Below are 19,154 nucleotides of genomic sequence, written 5' to 3' on the forward strand. Positions count from 1 at the left end.
AACCGCCCATCAAGCGCGCATCCACAGCCGGACGCAGCTCAAGCCAGGCCGGGCAACTGCTGCAGCAGAAATCCTTCGACCCGATCCACGCCCTCACCGCTGTGGAGGTTGGTGAAACACCACGGCCTCTCCCCCCGCATGCGCAACGTGTCGCGCTCCATCACCGCCAGACTGGCCCCCACATGGGGAGCCAGATCAATCTTGTTGATCACCAGGAGATCCGAGCGGGTGATGCCGGGTCCGCCCTTGCGCGGAATCTTGTCTCCAGCGGCCACATCGATCACATAGATGCACAGATCCACCAGTTCCGGGCTGAAACTGGCGGCCAGATTGTCGCCGCCGCTCTCCACCAGCACAAGATCGAGATCAGGAAAGCGCTGCTCCAGCTCCTGAACCGCCGCCCGGTTGATCGAACAGTCTTCCCGGATGGCGGTGTGGGGACAACCTCCCGTTTCGACACCCCGGATCCGTTCCGGCGGCAAGGCCCCCGCCTGGGTGAGGAACTGGGCATCCTCCTGGGTATAGATGTCGTTGGTCACCACCGCCAGCTCCAGCCGTTGGCGCAGGCGGCGGCAAAGCACCTCCACCAGCGCCGTCTTGCCCGATCCCACCGGGCCTGCCACTCCAACCCGCAGCTTGCTCATCAGCTCCGGAACAGCCTCGAGTAGAGCTCAGCATGGCGCAACTGGGCCAGAGCAGCGCCCACCCCGCCACTCCAGAGAGTCTGGGGGTCCGTTTCGGCCAGGCAGGCGGCCTCAGAGGCAATCAGGGGTGCCAGGGCCAGTTGCAGCCGCTGGGCATCGGTGGAGCCCAAAGGCACCAGCCGCACCGCGGCACTGAGCTGGTTGGCGACCCAGCCGTAGAGATAGGCCTCCGTGAGCTCCGCAGCTCCGATTTCCAGCACCCGACCGGCCTGGGCGAAGGCGGCGGGCCAGGCGAGATCCTCAGCGGGCACCACGAATCCAAGCGCCCGCAGCAGCTGCAGCAGCGACTGACCCATCTGGCGCTGCTGGGCCCGCATCTCGCGGGCTTCCCGCATCGCCAGCAGCCAGCCATCCAGCCGGAGCAGCGCAGCGAAGTCCTCCATCTGCATCAGGGTGGACAGAGCTGCCGCCTCCAGGCGCACCGTGCCGAAGCGCAGCTCGGCCTCCAGCCAGCTCCGCACGGCGGCGGCATCGGCCAGATTGCCCTGCTGCACCAGAACCTCCAGGCCTTCCGAGTAGCTGAAAGCGCCCACCGGCAAGGCCGGGCTGACCAACTGGTACAGCCGCAGGCGGGCCAGGGCAGCGGCGGCGGGATCAGCCGTCATGGCTGTGAGCAGCAGCATGGCTGTGGCCATGCTCGTGGCTGTGCCCATGAGCATGGCCATGTCCATCAGCGTGGCTATGTGCATCAGCGTTGCTGTGTGCATCGGCGTGGCCGTAGGCCCCGCTCTCCGGCAGGAACGGCGCCACGATCGCCTGCAGCCACAGACCTCGGTGCTCCAGAAGATGGGCCAGCACCGGATCCTGCAGAAGCCGCAGTTCGCCGGGCTGGATCTCCAGTGCCACATGGCGGTTGCCGAGGTGATAAGCCGCCTGCAGCAGCGCCAGGGGGTCAGCAGCCCTCACCTGCAACAGCGGTTCCGGCGCCGCCTCCACCCGCACAAGCAGCTCGTCCCCCGAGGCGGGGGCCAGCAGCTCGCCGGGCTGCAGAGCCTCGCCGCGGGGGAGGTGCAACAGCAGGGGCCTGCCGCAGACACTGTGGCGCCGGCCCCGCAGGCACTGGCGCTCCTCAGCACTGAGGGCCAGCCGCAACGCCGCGGGGTTGCCGCCGAAGAAGCGGCGTGTCAGCACCGGCGGTTGAGGCTCTGGCGACAGGGAGGCTGCGGCGGGGATCATGGCGGTGACTCGCTGGGCTGAGTATCTCCACCCCACCCGCCAGCGCAACGTGGCACGGCCAGGCCCGATTGCGCTTCAGCCTGGCCGCGGCAGACCCGGAACGCGGCTCGCTCCACCAGGGCTGGGCAACGGCACCGCTGAAGCTGCAGCGGGCCTTCCGCCAGAGCGATGGCCGCTGCGAACTGCCGCTGCTGCACACCGCCGGCGGCCTGGTGGGCGGCGACCGCCTCACGATCGAGGCCGACCTGGACGCCGGCAGCCGCGCCCTGCTCACCAGCGTGGCCGCCCAGAAGGTCTACGGCTCGGTGGGACGCTCCCGCCGCGCCCCCGCCGGCAGCTGGGCCCGGCAAGAGCTGCGCTTCGTGCTGGCCGCGGGGGCGGATCTGGAGTGGCTGCCCCAGGAACTGGTGCTCTACGGCGGTGGGCTGTTTGAGCAGGATCTGCGGGTGGAGCTGAGCGAAGGGGCCTCCTTCCTGGCGATGGAGGTGGTGCGCCTCGGCCTCACCGCCGCCGGCGAAGACCTGGGGCCAGGCCGCTGGCGTTCGGCGCTGGAGATCCGACGCCAGACACCGATCGGCCCCCGCTGGGAGCTGGTCGATCGCCTGGAGCTGGGTGGGGCCGCCCTCGACAGCGCCCATGGCATGGCCGGCCAGCCGGTGTTCGGCTCGCTGGTGTGGGCGTCACCTGCCCCCCTGGCTCTCGAGCAGCGCGACGGACTGCTGGAGGCCTGCCGCCAGGACCGGAGCGGCCTGGAGGGCGACATGGCCTGTGGCGCCCTGGATCAGGGCCTGGTGGCCCGCTACCGCGGCCCCTCCAGCCAGGCGGCCCGCTTCTGGTTCACCCGGATCTGGCAGCGCATCCGCCTCAGCCAGGGTCTGCCGCCACCGGAACTGCCGCGGGTGTGGCCCTTCCAGGAGCAGCCATTGCTGTCCTGCGGGTCGTGAGGCGCCATTCGGTTCCATCTGAACCGGTCGAGTCCACGGATCGCTGCCAGAGTGGAGCCGCCGTGCCGCCGCCATGCATCTCACCCCCCAGGAGAAAGACAAGCTCCTGATCGTGACCGCTGCCCTGCTGGCGGAGCGTCGCCTCAAGCGGGGCCTGAAGCTGAACTATCCCGAGGCCGTGGCCTGGCTCAGTTTTCAGGTGCTCGAAGGAGCCCGGGACGGCCTCAGCGTGGCGGATCTGATGGCCACAGGCAGCACCTGGCTGAACCGCGAGCAGGTGATGGAAGGCGTGCCTGAACTGATCGACGAGGTGCAGATCGAGGCCGTGTTTCCTGATGGCACCAAGCTGGTCACCCTGCATGACCCGATCCGCTGATCCCGATACCCCCTCCAACACTGCTCACCATGGCCCCCCTGATTCCCGGCGAACTGCTGAGCGAACCCGGCACGCTTGAACTCAACGCCGGGCGGCCGGTCACCACCCTGCTGGTGGCCAACAGCGGCGACCGGCCGATCCAGGTGGGGTCTCACTTCCATTTCCACGAGGCCAACAGTGCCCTCAGGTTCGACCGCGACGCCGCCCGGGGCCTGCGGCTCGACATCCCGGCCGGCACCGCGATCCGCTTCGAGCCGGGCGACAGCCGCGAGGTGCAGCTGGTGCCGTTCACCGGAGAGCGCCAGGTGTTCGGCTTCAACGGCCTGGTGAACGGTCCATTGGACTGATCCTCCGTTTCCAACTCCACCAGTCCTCCGCCTCCCGGCCCTGGCCGGTCTCCCCCCAAGCTCCGGCCATGCCCTACCGCATCGATCGCCGCTCCTACGCCCAGACCTACGGCCCCACCACCGGCGACCGCCTGCGGCTGGCGGACACCGAGCTGATCCTGGAGGTGGAGCGCGACTTCACCACCTATGGCGATGAGGTGAAGTTCGGCGGCGGCAAGGTCATCCGCGACGGCATGGGCCAGGCCCAGACCACCCGCGCCGCCGGGGCTGTGGACACGGTGATCACCAATGCCCTCATCCTCGACTGGTGGGGGATCGTCAAGGCCGACATCGGCCTGCGCGATGGCCGGATCGTGGCGATCGGCAAGGCGGGCAACCCCGACATCAGCGATGGCGTCGACATCGTGATCGGCCCGGGCACGGAAGCGATCGCCGGCGAGGGGCACATCCTGACCGCGGGCGCGATCGACACCCACATCCACTTCATCTGCCCGCAGCAGATCGAGACCGCCCTCGCCAGCGGGGTGACGACCCTGCTGGGTGGCGGCACCGGCCCGGCCACCGGCTCCAATGCCACCACCTGCACCCCCGGCGCCTTTCACCTGGCCCGCATGTTGCAGGCCGCCGAAGGCCTGCCGGTCAACCTGGGCTTCTTCGGCAAGGGCAACGCCAGCACGCCGGAAGCCCTGGAGGAGCAGGTCCGGGCCGGCGCCTGCGCCCTGAAGCTGCATGAAGACTGGGGCACCACCCCGGCCGCGATCGACTGCTGCCTCTCGGTGGCGGATCGGATGGATGTGCAGGTCTGCATCCACACCGACACCCTCAACGAAGCCGGCTTCGTGGAAGACACGATTCGCGCCATCGGCGGCCGCACCATCCACACCTTCCACACCGAGGGGGCCGGCGGCGGCCACGCGCCGGACATCATCCGCATCTGCGGCGAAGCCAACGTGCTGCCCAGCTCCACCAATCCAACCCGCCCCTACACGCGCAACACCCTGGAGGAGCACCTCGACATGCTGATGGTGTGCCACCACCTTGATCCGCGCATCCCGGAAGACGTGGCCTTCGCCGAGTCGCGCATCCGCCGCGAGACGATCGCCGCCGAAGACATCCTCCACGATCTCGGCGCCTTCAGCATCATCGCCAGCGACTCCCAGGCCATGGGGCGGGTGGGGGAGGTGATCATCCGCACCTTCCAGACCGCCCACAAGATGAAGGTGCAGCGCGGCACATTGCCGGACGATGCGGCGGGCCCCGGCGGCGGCCGCAACGACAACTGCCGACTGAAGCGCTATATCGCCAAGGTGACGATCAACCCGGCCATCGCCCACGGCCTCGACAGCCAGATCGGTTCGGTGGAGGTGGGCAAGCTGGCCGATCTGGTGCTGTGGAAACCGGGCTTCTTCGGCGTCAAGCCGGAACTGGTGATCAAGGGCGGCTCGATCGTCTGGGCCCAGATGGGCGATGCCAACGCCTCCATCCCCACCCCGGGCCCTGTGCACGGCAGGCCGATGTTCGCCGCCTACGGCAGGGCCCTGGCCCCCAGCTGCCTCACCTTCGTGAGCCAGGCTGCCCTGGACGACGACCTGCCGCGGCGCCTGGGGCTGAGCCGGCCCTGCGTTCCCGTGGTGAACACCCGCGGCGGCATCGACAAGGGGGCGATGCGCAACAACACGGCCCTACCCAAAATGGAGGTCGACCCCCAGACCTACGAGGTCTACGCCGACGGCGAGCTGCTCACCTGCGAGCCCGCCGAGGTGCTGCCGATGGCGCAGCGCTACTTCTTACTGTGATGTTTGCCGGGTAAGGAGCCTGCACAAGCTGGTCAGGCAGTGATTTGACGCTTGGTGGACCGGCGGCAGGGCAGCAGAAGGGGCAGCGAGTCGAGGGGCTTCTCAAAGCCCACGCCGAGGGTGACCACAAAGCCGGAGCGTACGAACCAGCGCAGCACGGCCGGCATCACGTCCACGCCGAAGGAGGGATGGGGCCGCACATCCAGTCGTATCCGCAGGCGCTGGGCCAGGGGCATGGGCTGGTCTTCCGTAATCAGCAGACAGAAGCCGCCCACGCTCACATCAAGGATGTCGGCGAGATACCAGGCAGAGGCAGGTTGGCCGAGATCATCCAGCACCTGCACGGCAATCGGGCGGCAGGCCTCCACTGGATTGCGCAGATGTCGGCGGGAGTCCTGATCGTCGCTGGGGCCAATGGACGGCTGCAGGGTCGTGCCGGCAAAGAAACTGCCCGGATACTCCAGCCCTTCAGTGGCCAGGCCGGGATCGGAATCACTGAAGGGGAGGTAATGGCCCTGGGAGGTCATGGAAAGGGGGCACGGAACGAGCTGGGCCAGGTTGCGCGGCAAGGTCTCGGGTCGGAGCGGCGTTGCCAGGCAGGCAACCGCCTCTCAGCGGATGCATCGACTGGACAACCCGGTCAGTGCAGGCTTATCCCCTGCAGAAAGTCAATTCTGATTTCTTTGCCAATCTCACCCTCACACACTAGGAGCCTGTCGCGCATAGATCAGCACCCAGTCTCTCCACAGCCGCCCATCAATCTGCCCAGATCCCAGTGACTGCAATGGATCTGGGCGATACACTCGGGCATGCAGAAGCGCAAGACCTTTCGCCCCTGGCAGCCGCAGCAGGCCACCCTGCTGCCGCCGTCACCGCGTGAGTGGCTCTCAGAAGACCACCAGGTGTATTTCCTGCTGGACCTGGTGGATGAGCTGGATCTCTCCGCGATCCTCGTACCCGCTCAGGCCAAGGACCCCCGCGGAGAGAAGGGATTCGATCCACGCATGATGACGATGCTGCTGCTTTACGCCTACTGCGTGGGCATCGTCTCCTCCAGGAAGATCGAGCGGGCCTGCTACGAGGATCTGGCATTCCGCGTGCTGACCGGCAACCAGCAGCCGGACCACAGCCGAATCAGCGAGTTCCGCCGGCGCAACCTTGATGCCCTCAAGGGCCTGTTTATTCAGATCCTGCGCCTGTGCCAGAAGGCGGGGATGGTGAGCCTGGGCCATGTGGCCCTCGATGGCACCAAGGTGCAGGCCAATGCCTCCAAGCACAAGGCGATGAGCCACGAGCGGATGCTCAGGGCGGAGAAGGAGCTCCAGAAGGAAATCAACGCCTTGATCCGCAAGGCCGAGATCCTGGATGCCCAGGAAGACCGGCGCTACGGCAAAGGAAACCTGGGCAGTGAACTTCCCGATGAGCTGCGCCACAAGCAGGGCCGCCTCGCAAAAATCCGTCAGGCCCGCAAGGAGATGGAGGCGGAAACCGCTGCAGCTGCAGCGCGGCAGCGGCAGGAGGAAGCCGAGAAGGCCAGAGCCAAAGCGACCGCAGCCGAGGAATCGGATGGATCGGCCCCTGAGCAGGCCGAGCTGAACAGGAAAGCGGAAGCCGCAGCGGCAAAGGCAGCAGCGGCGGGGGACAAAGCCATCGAGGCCGCCGAGAGCGCTGGCCTCGAGCCACCAGATCTGGAGCCACTCGCCTCTGACGCGATGCCCAGGCGTGGTCTGGCGAGAAAGGCTGACGGCACACCGACGGCCAAGACCCAACGGAATTTCACAGATTCCGACAGCCACCTCATGCAGTCCGGCGGCACCTACCTGCAGGGCTACAACTGCCAGCTGGCGGTCGACAGTGACCACCAGGTGATCGTGGCGGTGGGCGTCAGCAACCAGCCACCGGACGTGGAGCACCTGGAGCCCATGCTGGAGCGGATCGCCGCCAGCGCCGGTGAACTGCCGGACGTGATGACGATGGATGCGGGCTACTGGAGCGACGACAACGCAGGTCACTGTGAGGACCTTGGCATTGACGCCTACATCGCCACCGGCCGTCTGCCGCATGGGAAGCCGCCACCGCCACAGCGAGGACCGCTGCCCAGAGATGCCGACGCCAGAACCCGCATGGCCCGCAAGATCAGAAGCAAGAAGGGATCCAGGATCTACGCCCAGCGCAAAGCGATCGTGGAGCCGGTGAACGGCCAGATCAAGGAAGGCCGGGGCCTGCGGCGGTTTCTCTTGCGGGGCCTGGAGAAGGTCGATGGTGAATGGCATCTGATCGCTGCCACCCACAACCTGCTCAAGTTGTTCCGGTACAGGCGATCACAGCAGCAGCTCTGGGCAGCAGCGACGGGATGAGGGGTAGAGACCCTGGCAATGCCGCCAGGGCTGAGTCAACCTCGCCCCAATGAACCAGCTCAGCGGGAGAGGTAGACCTCAGAGCTCACCTCACCGGGATTCGTCGTGACCAGGGGCTCGCTGCTCTATTGGCAACAAACTCCTAGTGTGCCGTCCCGGAGATCTGCGAGCAAAGTCGCTGGAGCTTCTCCAGGATTGAATCCGCTGTGGCCGTCCAGTTGAACGGCGCCTTGGTCTTGTTGTAGGCCGCCACGAATTGCTCGATCTTGGAGATCAACTCCTTGACGCTGGAGAAGCTGCCGCGTCGGATCGCCCGCTGGGTGATGATCCCAAACCAACGCTCCACCTGGTTGATCCAGGAGGCGTAGGTCGGTGTGTAGTGCACGTGGAAGCGGGGCCGCTGCGCCAGCCAGGCCCTCACCTTGGCGTGCTTGTGGGTGCAGTAGTTGTCGACGATCAAGTGGACATCAAGCTCCTCGGGGACCGACTTCTCGATCTGGCGCAGGAACCCCAGGAACTCCTGATGCCTATGGCGGGGCTTGCATTGGGTGATCACCTCGCCTGTTGCCACATCCAGAGCAGCGAACAGCGTGGTGGTGCCGTGGCGGATGTAGTCGTGGGTGACGCCCTCCACGTAACCCAGGCCCATGGGCAACAGCGGCTGGGTGCGGTCCAGTGCCTGGATCTGCGTCTTCTCGTCGACGCAGAGCACCATCGCCTTATCCGGAGGGTTCAGGTACAGGCCGACGATGTCGCGGACCTTCTCCACAAAGAACGGGTCGGTGGAGAGCTTGAACGACTTCTGCCGGTGGGGCTGGACCGAGAAAGTCTGCAGCCAGCGGTGAACGGTGGTTTTGGAGATGCCGGTGGCAGCCGCGAGGGAGCGCGCAGACCACTGGGTGCTGCCATCGGTGGGCTTGGTCTGCAGTGCCCGGTTGATCACCTCCGCCACCGTGTCGTCCTCGTAGGTGCGAGGCCTACCCGGCCGCAGCTCGTCATGCAGGCCCTCCAGGCCCAGCTCCCGGTACCGCTTGCGCCACTTGCCAACGGTCATCCCCGTCAGCCCCATCCGTTTGGCGATGGCGGTGTTGGTCTCGCCGGCACCGCAGGCCAGCACGATCTGAGCGCGCTGCACGATCGAATGCGGCAACGACCGGGAATTTGCAAGGGCCCGCAACTGCTGAACCTCGTCCTCGCTGAGGACCAGCGGAGGCATCGGACGACCAAGCGCCACAAGGCACCTCGGGTGACACTCTCGATTCTAGCTGTTATTTCCGGGACGGCATACTAGGCGCGGATTCTCGGAACAACCTGTCACCGTCACAACGGATCCGGCTGCCTGCGCCACGACTCCGTGCAACCAGCCCCAGAACGCTTCAGGCCAAAGCATCCCCACCTGCCAGCTCAGGCCTTACCAGCACGGGCTTCCCCCGCAGCACCGTCTTCAGACACGGTCCCAGCAGTCACCGATCAACCCGCCAGAGATGACATCCGAGCCCCGTCGCCGTCGTGCACGCCTGCCGACACACAGAGCTGCTCAGCCAAGACCGGCACCCACAGAACGGAGCCGACCTCCGGCGCGATTAGGCTGATTGAGGCATCTGCGCTGTTCGGCACGGACCCCTGGCCAGGAAAGCAGCGGAAGAGGACTTGAAGCTCCTGACGCCAAGCAGCCATTCCGTAGCTATTCATACCCAGAGGTGCCCCCGACGCTCAGCATGATCCGCCAAGGTCAGCCGGAGCCGGGACATGTTTACCGAGTACAAACCCAACCGCGGCTACGACGAGTACTTCAGTTCCACCGATGAACCCCGGGCGGCCCTGCGGCCCCTGCTCTCCTCGCTCGGCAATCTGGGGCTGGAGGAACTCAACCGCAACCATGCCGCCGCCGGCATGCTGCTCAAACGTCTCGGGGCGACCTTCCGCCTCAATGATTCCGGCAACCGTGGCGTCGAGCGGATCCTGCCCTTCGATCCGCTGCCACGGCTGATCGCTGTCGGGGAATGGCAGCGGCTGGAACTCGGACTGATCCAGCGCCTCGAAGCGATCGACCACTTCCTGGCCGATGTCTACGGCGATCAGAACATCCTCAACGACGGCGTCATCCCCCGCTCCGACGTCGAGAGCTCCCAGGGCTGGCGCCCCCAGATGCAGGGATTCCAGCTGCCGCTGGGCCGCTGGTGCCACATTTCCGGCCTGGATCTGGTGCGCGATGGCAAAGGCACCTGGCGCGTGCTGGAGGACAACCTCCGCTGCCCCTCCGGGGTGGCCTACTTCCTGGAGAACCGGCGCGTGATGAAACGCATGTTCCCCAGCCTCTTCCAGGGCCGCACCGTCCAGCCGATCGACGATTACCCCTCTCACCTGCTGCAGACCCTGCGGGAACTCGCTCCCTGGACCGAAACGCCGAAGGTGGTGCTGCTGACGCCGGGTGTGTTCAACAGTGCCTATTTCGAGCACAGCTATCTCGCCCAGCAGATGGGCATTCAGCTGGTCGAGGGGCGTGATCTGATCTGCCAGGACGATCGGGTCTGGATGCGCAGCACCAGCGGCCTCGAGGCGGTGGATGTGATCTATCGCCGCATTGACGACGACTTCCTCGATCCGGCGGTGTTCCGCAGCGACTCCATGCTGGGGGTACGCGGCCTGATGGCCGCGTACCGCGCCGGCCGCGTCGCGATCGCCAACGCCCCCGGCACCGGCGTGGCCGACGACAAGCTGATCTATGCCTATGTGCCGGAGATGATCCGCTACTACCTCCACGAGGAGCCGATCATCGAGAACGTACCCACCTATCTCTGCTCCCGCGACGAGGATCAGGCCTACGTGCTGGAACATCTCGGCGAACTGGTGGTCAAGGCCGTGGCCGAGGCCGGTGGCTACGGCATGCTGATCGGCCCCCACGCCAGCGCCTCTGAGATCAGCGAGTTCGCCGACAAGATCAAGGCCAATCCCCGCAATTACATTGCCCAGCCCACCCTGGACCTCTCCACCGTTCCCTCCCTCAGCGACGGTGAACTCTTCCCCTGCCATGTCGACCTGCGGCCCTACGTGCTGCGCGGCAAGGGGGCCTGGGTCAGCCCGGGAGGGCTGACCCGCGTCGCCCTGCGGCGAGGCTCCCTGGTGGTGAACTCCTCCCAGGGGGGCGGCTGCAAGGACACCTGGATCGTGGACGAACGCCAGGCCGAGGAGGTGGGCGCATGCTGAGCCGCGTCGCTGAATCGCTCTACTGGATCAACCGCTATGTGGAGCGGGCCGAAAACATCTCCCGTTTCGTGGAGGTGAGTGAAGCCATGGCGCTCGACTGCCCGCCCGGCAGCGCTGAACCCTGGCTGCCCCTGATCGACGCCAGTGGGGATCGCGAGCTGTTCGACAAGCTCTGCCCGGCAGGCTCGCCCACCGACGTGGTGCAGTTTCTGGTGCATGAGGTCGAGAACCCCAACAGCATCGTCAATTGCATCGCCATCGCCCGTGAGAACGCCCGCCAGATCCGCGAGGTGATCACCACGGAGATGTGGGAGCACATCAACGATCTCTACTGGACCCTGCAGGAGAATGAGGCGTTCTGGCGCAAGCCTCCCCAGGAGCAGCTCCATGAGATCCGGCGGGGCTGCCAGTTGTTCTATGGCATCACCGATGCCACCCTCAGCCGCGACCTCTCCTGGCAGTTCAGCCGACTGGGTCGCCTGATCGAGCGGGCCGATAAGACCACCCGCATCCTTGATGTGAAGTACTTCCTGCTGTTGCCAAGCCCGGCGGAAGTGGGTGGTGTGCTCGACGAACTGCAGTGGATCTCCCTGCTGCGTTCGGCCGGGGCCTATCAGATGTTTCGTCAGTCGAGCCAGCGGGCGATCGAACCCAAGGCCGTGGCCGCCTTTCTGTTGCTGGATCCGGTGTTTCCCCGTTCGGTGCGTTACTGCCTGGAGCGCATTCACGACACCCTGAGAATCGTGCAGGGCCGCTCCGTGCCCGGCGCTCCCGATGCGCTCGAATGCCTCAGCGGCCTCACCCTGGCCCGCTGGAGTTACACCCGCATCGACGATCTGATCGCCACTGGTCTTCACGAGGCGATCGATGCCTTTCAGAGCGATCTCAACGCCATCCACGATCTGATCGAGGCCCGTTACTTCGAGGTGGCCATCCCCACCAGCTCGGAGAGCAGCGACAGCTCCGACGCCTGATCTCCCCATCCAGCGGCTCCACTCCACCGGCATGCGCGCCCGCGTCACCCACACCCTCACGTACCGCTACAGCGCACCGGTGCTGCTCGGTCCCCATCGTTTCTGTCTCAGGCCCCGCGGCCACGGCTTTCAGCACCTCCGCTCCTTCGAGCTGAGCATCACCCCCGATCCCAGCCGCCTCTACCCCCTGATCGCCGCCAGCGGCGATGAGATCCTGCGGGCCCGCTTTCTCGATGCCACGGAGGTGTTTGAGGTGAAGGCCACCAGTGTGGTGGACACCCTGGTGCCGGCAGCCCTGGCCGTTTGCCTTGAGGAGAACGAGCCGCTGCTCCCCTATCCGATGGGCCATCTCAATTGCGATCTGCTGGGAAGTCTCCAGGGTTGGCTACCGAATGGCCAGCACGATCCGGCGGCGGTGGACCTGGCCCAGGAGGCGCTGATGGGCTCCGACCAGCGGGCGCTGCTGTTTCTGACGCAGCTGGTGGAGATCATCCAGGACCGGGTGAAATACACCCAGCGTCACATCGGCCCGGCCTGGCCGGCCGGCCGCACGCTCAAGGAGCGGGTGGGATCGTGCCGCGACCTGGCGATGCTGATGATCGAGACCTGCCGCTGCGTGGGCCTGCCGGCCCGCTTCGTGAGCGGCTATCACCTGGTGGAGCCGAGGCCGAAACGCTATGACCTGCATGCCTGGGCGGAGGTGTACCTGCCGGGGGCCGGCTGGCGGGCCTTTGATCCCAGCGGCATGGGCGCCATCGACGATCGCTACATCCCGGTGGCCACCTCCTCGAAGCCGGAACTGACCGCCGCCGTGACCGGCAGCTTCTCCGGCCCCCCCAAGGTGACCAGTGAGCTGGAGTGGAGCATCGAAGCCGAAGAACTGGCCATGACAGAAGCGCTGGCGGCCGTCTGACGAAGCCGAAGAGATGCCGAAACCCCCATCATCGGTAGCGATTGGTGCAGCATCGCCACCCCAGCGGGGAGCATGAAGGGACCACCCTTTGATCCAGATGCGGCACTGTGCCGCGCCCTTTCCATGGTTCTTTCCCCCCAGTCCCCGGGCACGGCGTCCAGCCATGGCCTTGCCGAGGCGATGCGCCGGCATCTCTTCTACAGCCAGGCGAAGGCCCCGTCGCTGGCCACCAGCCACGACCACTACCGCAGCCTGGCCCTGGCGGTGCGCGACCGGCTGCTGCAGAGCTGGGTGGACACGGCCGAGTCCTACACCGAGCAGGGGGTGCGCACGGCCATCTACCTCTCGGCCGAGTATCTGCTGGGCCCCCACCTGGAGAACAACCTGGTCAACCTGGGGATTCGGGATGACGCCGAGGCCGCCTGTGAGGAACTGGGCCTGGATCTTGAGGACCTGATCGCCGAGGAGCCGGAACCGGGCCTGGGCAACGGCGGCCTCGGAAGGCTGGCGGCCTGCTTCCAGGAGTCGATGGCCAGCCTGGAGCTGCCGGCGATCGGCTACGGCATCCGCTACGAGTTCGGCATCTTCCGCCAGGGAATCGGCCCCACGGGCCAGGTGGAGAGCACCGACCCCTGGCTGAGCCGCGGCAACCCCTGGGAGGTGATCCGGCCGGAGTGGAGCTACCCGGTGGAGATCGGCGGTCAGATCGTGCTGGGCGTGGCCTACGACACGCCGATCCTGGGCTACGGCGTGCACACCGCCAACACCCTGCGGCTGTGGTCGGCCCAGGCGCCCGACGACTTCGACTTCGCCTCCTTCAACGCGGGCGATTACCCCAAGGCGGTGCTGCGCAAGACCCAGTCGGAGACCCTCTCGAAGGTGCTCTATCCCAACGACGAGATGGAGCAGGGCAAGCGCCTGCGGCTCAGCCAGCAGATCTTCTTCGTGAGCTGCTCCCTGCAGGACATGTTCCGCATCCTGCAGGGGCAGGGCCTGGCGGTGACCGATTTCCACAAGAAGTTCGCCGTTCAGCTCAACGACACCCATCCGGCGATCGCGGTGGCGGAGCTGATGCGCCTGTTGATCGATGAGCACGGCGTCGACTGGGACACCGCCTGGACGATCACCACCGCCTCGATCAGTTACACGAACCACACGCTGTTGCCGGAGGCCCTGGAAACCTGGGGAGTGGAGCTGTTCGAGCAGTTGCTTCCAAGGCAGCTGGAGATCATCTATGAGATCAACTCCCGCTTCCTGCGCATGGTGCGGCTGCGCCATCCCGGCCAGCCCCATCTGCTGGAGCGGCTCTCCCTGATCGAGGAGGGCGAGCATCGCCGGGTGCGCATGGCCCACCTGGCCGTGGTGGGCAGCCAGCACGTCAATGGGGTGGCGGAGCTGCACAGCAAGCTGGTGAAGGAGCAGCTCTTCCACGACTTCGCCGCCCTCTGGCCGGAGAGGTTCTGCAACATCACCAATGGCGTCACACCACGGCGCTGGCTGGCGGTGTCGAACCGGCCTCTGGCGGCCCTGCTCGATGAGGCGATCGGCTCGGGCTGGCGACGGGATCTCGATCAGCTGGAGCGGCTCGAGCCCCTGGCCAGCGACGCCGCCTTCCTGGAGCGCTGGCAGGGGGTGCGTGAGCAGGCGAAGCAGCGCCTGGCCCAGGCGATCCGACAGGAGGCCGGGGTGCTGGTGGACACCACCTCCCTGTTCGACGTGCAGGTGAAGCGCATCCACGAATACAAGCGCCAGCACCTGGCCGCCCTGCAGATCGTGGAGCGCTATCTGCGCATCCGCAATGGCGAGCAGCTGCCGCCCCGCACCTTCATCTTCGGGGGCAAGGCGGCGCCGGGCTACGCCATGGCCAAGCTGATCATCCGCCTGATCGTGGGCATCGCCGAGATCGTCAACATCGATCCGGCCATGGATGGGCGCCTGCGGGTGGTGTTCCTACCCAACTTCAACGTCAAGCTGGCGCAGCGCATCTACCCGGCGGTGGATCTCTCCGAACAGATCTCCACCGCCGGCAAGGAGGCCTCGGGCACCGGCAACATGAAGATGGCTCTCAATGGCGCTCTCACCATCGGCACCCTCGATGGCGCCAACATCGAGATCCGCGAGCGGGTGGGCGAAGACAACTTCTTCCTGTTCGGCCACACGGCCGAGGAACTGGCCGTGATCAACCGGAACGGCTACCACCCGATGCCGTGGCTCGAGAACGACCCCGTGACCCGCGAAGCGATCGACCTGATCGGTTCGGGCCATTTCAGCGAGGGGGACCGCGACCTGTTCCATCCCCTGCTGGCTAATCTCTGCAGCAGCGACCCCTTCCGGGTGATGGCGGACATCGGCGATTACCGCCGTGCCCACAATGCCGTCGACGCGGCCTGGAGTGATCCGAGCCGCTGGGGCACCATGTCGGTTCTGAACACGGCCCGCTGCGGATTCTTCAGCAGCGACCGCTCCATCCGCGAATACGCCGAGCGGATCTGGCAGGTGGAGCCGGCACCGGTGCGAGCCTGCAATGTGGTGGGGGGTTCCGGCGACGGGCGCCATTCCTGAGGCCGTCCGGCAACGGTCGGTCGCTGTCCGCCCTACCACCCCTGGGTTCCGTCCTTCTTCAGCGCCACCGTTGTCCCAGCCTCCGGTCCACCACCACTCCTCGGTTCACCCCCCCGCCGCTGATAACCAGCCGGAACGAGCGTCGGCAGCCGCCGCGGCCGAGGCCCGGCTGAGGGCCGCCGGCATCCACCTCACCCTCGGCGGCGAGCCCACCTACGTGCCATTCGAGCCGGAGGGTGCCGAATGGAGCGTCTGCGCCGATGGCCCCACCAAGCTGCCGATCGCCCAGCGCCTGGCGCGGGAGCTGCAGCAGCAGGTGTGGCCGGGCAGCACCCTGCTGTATTGCCCCGGCAAGCGCTACGAGGGAGAGGTGAATCCCCGCTGGGCGCTACGGCTGATCACCGGCCTTGAGGGCAGTCCACCGCCGGTGCGCTGGCCCGAACCCAGTCAGCCCGGTGATCTGGGCAAGCCTCTCACTGCCGCCGAGGCGACCGCCTGGCTGGCGGACCTGGGGGCGCGGCTGGGGGTGGAGCTGCATCCGGTCGAACTCAGCGACCCGATGGATCCTCACCGGCGGGTGTGGGCCGTGCCACTCACCATCGACGATGCAACCCCACCGGAGGGCCGCGATCCCGAACACCCCGCCTGGCTGGCGGTGCCCTGGCCCCTGGCGAAGGCGCACCGCCAGCTCAGCGGTGCGCCCGGACCAGCCGGCCTGCGCCTGCCGCTTGAGCACTTCCCCGACCACGCCCCCCGTCAGGTGCTCACCCTGGAGGTGATCGAGTCTGATGGGGCGGTGGCTGCCGGCAGCTGGGATCTGTTTCTTCCCCCCCTGCTGAGCGAGCCCCTGGAGCTGCTGCTGCAGGCGGTGGCCGATGGCCTGGCGGATGCCGTGCCGGGCGCCCCCCTGGCGGCCCCGGCCCTGAGCGGCGTGCTGCCGAGCGATGGACCAGGGCGCTGGCAGGTGCTCGGCCTCACCGCCGATCCGGGCGTGCTGGAGGTGAACCTGCCCGTGTGCCACAGCTGGGCTGAGTACGACGGCTGGTTGCGGCGGCTGGAAATGGCCTGCACCACGGTGGGCCTGCGCAGCTGGAAGAGCGCCGGCGGCGGGCGCCAGGAGAGCACCGGCGGCGGCAACCACCTGCTCTGGGGAGGCGCCAGCCTGGAGCAGAATCCCTTCTTCGGTCGACCGGCCTGGTTGAGCGGCATCCTGCGTTTTTGGCAGCACCACCCCAGCCTGGGCTACCTGTTCAGCGGCGCCTGCGTGGGGCCGGCCTCCCAGGCACCACGGCCGGATGAAGCGATCGGCTCCCTGTTTGACCTGGAGCTGGCCTACAGCTGCATCGAGCAGGCGGATGCGGGCAACCCTGATGGTCCGCCCGACGCCGGCGCCGATCGCCGCAGCCTGATCGGCGAAACCCTGCGCCACCTCCATGCCGATCGCAGCGGCAACAACCACCGCAGCGAGATCAGCTTCGACAAGTTCTGGAATCCGGGGGCGCCGGCGGGCTGCCTGGGGCTGATCGAATTCCGGGCCCTGGAATCCCTGCCGCGGGTGGAGTGGAGCAGCGCCATCGCCCTGCTCTGGAGCTCCCTGGCGGCCCACCTGCTCGATCCTCGCCACCGGCCGGAGCAGCTGCGCCCCTGGGGCACTGAACTGCACGACCGCATGCTGCTGCCCAGCCAGCTGTGGGCCGATCTCGACACTGTGCTGGCGGCCCTGGCGGAGGATGGCCTTGGGCTCGATCCCACCCCCTTCCAGCAGCTATGGGACTGGCGCTTCCCGCCCCTGCTCGACTGGCAGGACGGCGCCGCCTGGCTGGAGATCCGCCCCGCCCTGGAACCCTGGCCCCTGATCTGCGACACCCCGGTGGAGGGGGGCTTCACCAGCCGCTTCGTGGATGCCTCGCTGCGCCGCCTGGAGATCCGAGCGAGCGGCAGCTTCCGCGACCACCACCACCTCCGTCTCAATGGCCGCCTGCTGCCTCTGGCGCCGCTGGCAGCGGGGGGTGAGGAACCACCGCTGGCGGTGCGCTACCGCCACCACAGGCTCTACCCCTGCATGCATCCGGCCATCGAGCCCCATATGCCGCTGGAGCTGAGCATCGAGCAGCACAGCCCCAACCCTGAGGGCAACCTGAACACGGTGGCCCGCTTCTGCCTCGACGACGACGGCACCACATTCCAACCGATCATCCGAAGTGGCTGGGTCGGCGAAGGCGATGCCCCTCCCTGGACCCTGCCCGCTGAAGGCCTCTGCACGGTGGACCTACGGCTGGCCTGAACCTGGAGTCGTCCGCCTCGGCACAACGGCAAGCGGGTCATGACTCGGGCGGAACGGGCGGCACCGGTCCCACCAAGGGATCGGGCGGCCCCCAGTCCCAGCATCCGCACCAGAAGTTCTCGGGCACGATCCGCCAGTTGTGGTCCCTGCTCGGCTGGGGTGGCAGATAGCGGCAGGAGAGCAGGCCATCGGCATCGAACGCCGCCGAGCGCCGCGCGAAACGGCAGTTGGCACAGGTCTGCTGAGAGAGCTGCAGGGACATGGCGGGGAGGCAAGGCGCTGCGGCAGACGCCAGAAGACCGCTGGCGGAAGTCCGCAGGCGGTTGAAGGAGGCCCAACCGTAGTGGCAGTTCGCCGATTAGGGATCCCGATAGGCGGCCGCGATGGCATGGCGCTGTTGCCTGGCCCCAAGCAGGGCATCGACACAGGCGCGGTCGAGCTTGCCGTCAGTTGCCATTTGAAGCAAGGTCGCCTCGGCCTCCTCCGCGGGGAGGGCGTCGTAGATGTCCGCCACCGCCACGATGCGGGCCTCCAGGGCAATGGCCCCGCTCTCCAGGCCGAAGGGGTAGCCGCTGCCATCCAGCAGCTCGTGGCGGCCCGCCAGCATGCGATGCAGCATCTGCGCCTTGGGGCTGGCCACCAGGCGCAGCCCCGCGATCAGGGCGTCGACCAGCTCCACGCCACGCAGCACCTCAGCGTCCATGGCACGGCGCTCCTCCACGCTGAGGCGGCCGGGCTTGCTGGCCAGGGCGACGGAGGTGAGCTGCCGGCCCACATCGGCAAGGGAGGCGAAGCCATAGAGATCGGCGGCAAAGTCTGGGGGAAGTGGTCGACGGTGCCCCAGTTCCATGGCGATCAGACGGCTGTAGAGCGCCACACGCTCCACATGATCGGCACTGCCGCCCTCGGGAAGATCCGCCAGGTGCAGGGCCAGCTGCACCGCCTGCCGCAGCGCATGGACCAAGCCCATCTCCTGCATGATCATGCTGGCGCTGAGTTCCACCCAGGGTTGGAGCCGTTGCAACAGATCGGCCGTGAACAGACCCGGCTCAATCGCATTGAGAAAGAGAAAACCGAGCAGCTCACCGCCGCAATGGAGCGGCACGGTGTAGGAGCTGCGCCAGCCCTGCTGGAGCAGCCAGCGGGTGTGGAGCGAGATCGGTGGCAGCTCCGCCAGCATGTCGTCGATCACCCGACACTGGCGTGACGCGGCCAGCTGAGACAGGCTGGGGATGGTGGCGAGCTGATGGTCGTAGAAGGTGAGGTTGGGAGCGATGCAGCTGTGGCTCGCATAGGTGCTGAGCAGATCATTGCGGGGCTCATAGAGCGCGAAGGCCAGCCGCTCCACAGCCGGCACCTGCCTGCGAATCTGCCCGTGCAACTCAGCCAGACGCCTGTCCAGGGGCTGGCGGATGTCCAGGCTGGTGTAAGGCTGGGGAAACAGGGTGGCCATGCAGCTGGCGGACCGAACCGGAAGAAGAACAACCTGTCCGGCAGATTCGTTGCCGGAACTG

At 67.0% G+C, this 19,154-nt stretch carries 17 protein-coding genes; 10 read left to right on the forward strand and 7 right to left on the reverse strand.

Annotated elements, in window-relative coordinates; genetic code table 11:
- Positions 1–38 precede the first annotated feature (38 nt).
- The 3 genes from ureG to H8F24_RS04115 are packed head-to-tail and all read right to left on the reverse strand — an operon-like array spanning position 39 to position 1,880.
- Positions 39–647, reverse strand: a complete 609-nt coding sequence (gene ureG, locus H8F24_RS04105; RefSeq protein WP_197159016.1) for an urease accessory protein UreG — start codon at positions 645–647, stop codon at positions 39–41.
- Positions 644–1,309, reverse strand: coding sequence for an urease accessory protein UreF (locus H8F24_RS04110; RefSeq protein WP_197171059.1), 666 nt, complete (start codon positions 1,307–1,309; stop codon positions 644–646). Before H8F24_RS04110 ends, ureG begins: the two co-directional genes overlap by 4 nt.
- On the reverse strand, positions 1,299–1,880 hold the full coding sequence (locus H8F24_RS04115) for an urease accessory protein UreE (RefSeq protein WP_197171061.1): 582 nt from the start codon (positions 1,878–1,880) through the stop codon (positions 1,299–1,301). The genes H8F24_RS04110 and H8F24_RS04115 overlap by 11 nt, the downstream gene beginning before the upstream one ends.
- 68 nt (positions 1,881–1,948) lie before the next feature.
- Between H8F24_RS04115 and H8F24_RS04120 the strand changes: the two genes are divergently transcribed.
- From H8F24_RS04120 to ureC, 4 genes are all read left to right on the forward strand, one after another.
- On the forward strand, positions 1,949–2,824 hold the full coding sequence (locus H8F24_RS04120; protein ID WP_231598089.1) for an urease accessory protein UreD: 876 nt from the start codon (positions 1,949–1,951) through the stop codon (positions 2,822–2,824).
- 73 nt (positions 2,825–2,897) lie between these two features.
- A complete protein-coding gene (locus H8F24_RS04125; RefSeq protein WP_197171063.1) occupies positions 2,898–3,200 on the forward strand; it encodes an urease subunit gamma in 303 nt (100 codons plus the stop codon).
- Between the two features lie 29 nt (positions 3,201–3,229).
- The gene (locus tag H8F24_RS04130; protein ID WP_197158221.1) at positions 3,230–3,547 is read left to right on the forward strand and encodes an urease subunit beta; all 318 of its coding nucleotides are present in this window, start codon (positions 3,230–3,232) and stop codon (positions 3,545–3,547) included.
- 68 nt (positions 3,548–3,615) lie between these two features.
- Positions 3,616–5,343, forward strand: coding sequence for an urease subunit alpha (gene ureC / locus H8F24_RS04135; RefSeq protein WP_197171065.1), 1,728 nt, complete (start codon positions 3,616–3,618; stop codon positions 5,341–5,343).
- A 32-nt stretch (positions 5,344–5,375) separates the two neighbouring features.
- On the opposite strand, the gene H8F24_RS04140 is transcribed toward ureC, so the two are convergent.
- Positions 5,376–5,870 (reverse strand): PilZ domain-containing protein, encoded by a 495-nt coding sequence (locus H8F24_RS04140; RefSeq protein ID WP_197158217.1) that lies wholly within the window; start codon positions 5,868–5,870, stop codon positions 5,376–5,378.
- A 282-nt stretch (positions 5,871–6,152) separates the two neighbouring features.
- Here H8F24_RS04140 and H8F24_RS04145 point away from each other — a divergent pair, with 282 nt between their 5' ends.
- Positions 6,153–7,700 (forward strand): IS1182 family transposase, encoded by a 1,548-nt coding sequence (locus H8F24_RS04145; protein WP_197169597.1) that lies wholly within the window; start codon positions 6,153–6,155, stop codon positions 7,698–7,700.
- Positions 7,701–7,842: 142 nt separating this feature from the next.
- Here H8F24_RS04145 and H8F24_RS04150 read toward each other — a convergent pair whose 3' ends face one another.
- On the reverse strand, positions 7,843–8,934 hold the full coding sequence (locus H8F24_RS04150; protein WP_197169690.1) for an IS630 family transposase: 1,092 nt from the start codon (positions 8,932–8,934) through the stop codon (positions 7,843–7,845).
- A 515-nt stretch (positions 8,935–9,449) separates the two neighbouring features.
- Here H8F24_RS04150 and H8F24_RS04155 point away from each other — a divergent pair.
- From H8F24_RS04155 to H8F24_RS04175, 5 genes are all read left to right on the forward strand, one after another.
- On the forward strand, positions 9,450–10,907 hold the full coding sequence (locus H8F24_RS04155) for a circularly permuted type 2 ATP-grasp protein (RefSeq protein ID WP_197171067.1): 1,458 nt from the start codon (positions 9,450–9,452) through the stop codon (positions 10,905–10,907).
- Positions 10,901–11,881, forward strand: coding sequence for an alpha-E domain-containing protein (locus tag H8F24_RS04160; protein WP_197171069.1), 981 nt, complete (start codon positions 10,901–10,903; stop codon positions 11,879–11,881). The genes H8F24_RS04155 and H8F24_RS04160 overlap by 7 nt, the downstream gene beginning before the upstream one ends.
- Positions 11,882–11,912: 31 nt before the next feature.
- Positions 11,913–12,794: a transglutaminase family protein gene (locus tag H8F24_RS04165; protein WP_197171071.1), complete on the forward strand. Its 882-nt coding sequence runs from the start codon at positions 11,913–11,915 to the stop codon at positions 12,792–12,794.
- Positions 12,795–12,917: 123 nt separating this feature from the next.
- A complete protein-coding gene (locus H8F24_RS04170; RefSeq protein WP_197171072.1) occupies positions 12,918–15,356 on the forward strand; it encodes a glycogen/starch/alpha-glucan phosphorylase in 2,439 nt (812 codons plus the stop codon).
- A gap of 70 nt (positions 15,357–15,426) precedes the next feature.
- Positions 15,427–17,640, forward strand: a complete 2,214-nt coding sequence (locus H8F24_RS04175; protein ID WP_231598090.1) for a transglutaminase family protein — start codon at positions 15,427–15,429, stop codon at positions 17,638–17,640.
- Positions 17,641–17,677: 37 nt separating this feature from the next.
- Here H8F24_RS04175 and H8F24_RS04180 read toward each other — a convergent pair whose 3' ends face one another.
- Entirely contained in the window at positions 17,678–17,902 is a 225-nt protein-coding gene (locus H8F24_RS04180; protein ID WP_197158206.1) for a hypothetical protein, read from the reverse strand.
- Between the two features lie 96 nt (positions 17,903–17,998).
- Complete coding sequence (locus H8F24_RS04185; protein ID WP_197171076.1) at positions 17,999–19,093, reverse strand: HD-GYP domain-containing protein; 1,095 nt, start codon at positions 19,091–19,093, stop codon at positions 17,999–18,001.
- Positions 19,094–19,154: the final 61 nt, after the last annotated feature.

The organism is Synechococcus sp. CBW1002 (genome assembly GCF_015840915.1).
Classification (GTDB): domain Bacteria; phylum Cyanobacteriota; class Cyanobacteriia; order PCC-6307; family Cyanobiaceae; genus CBW1002.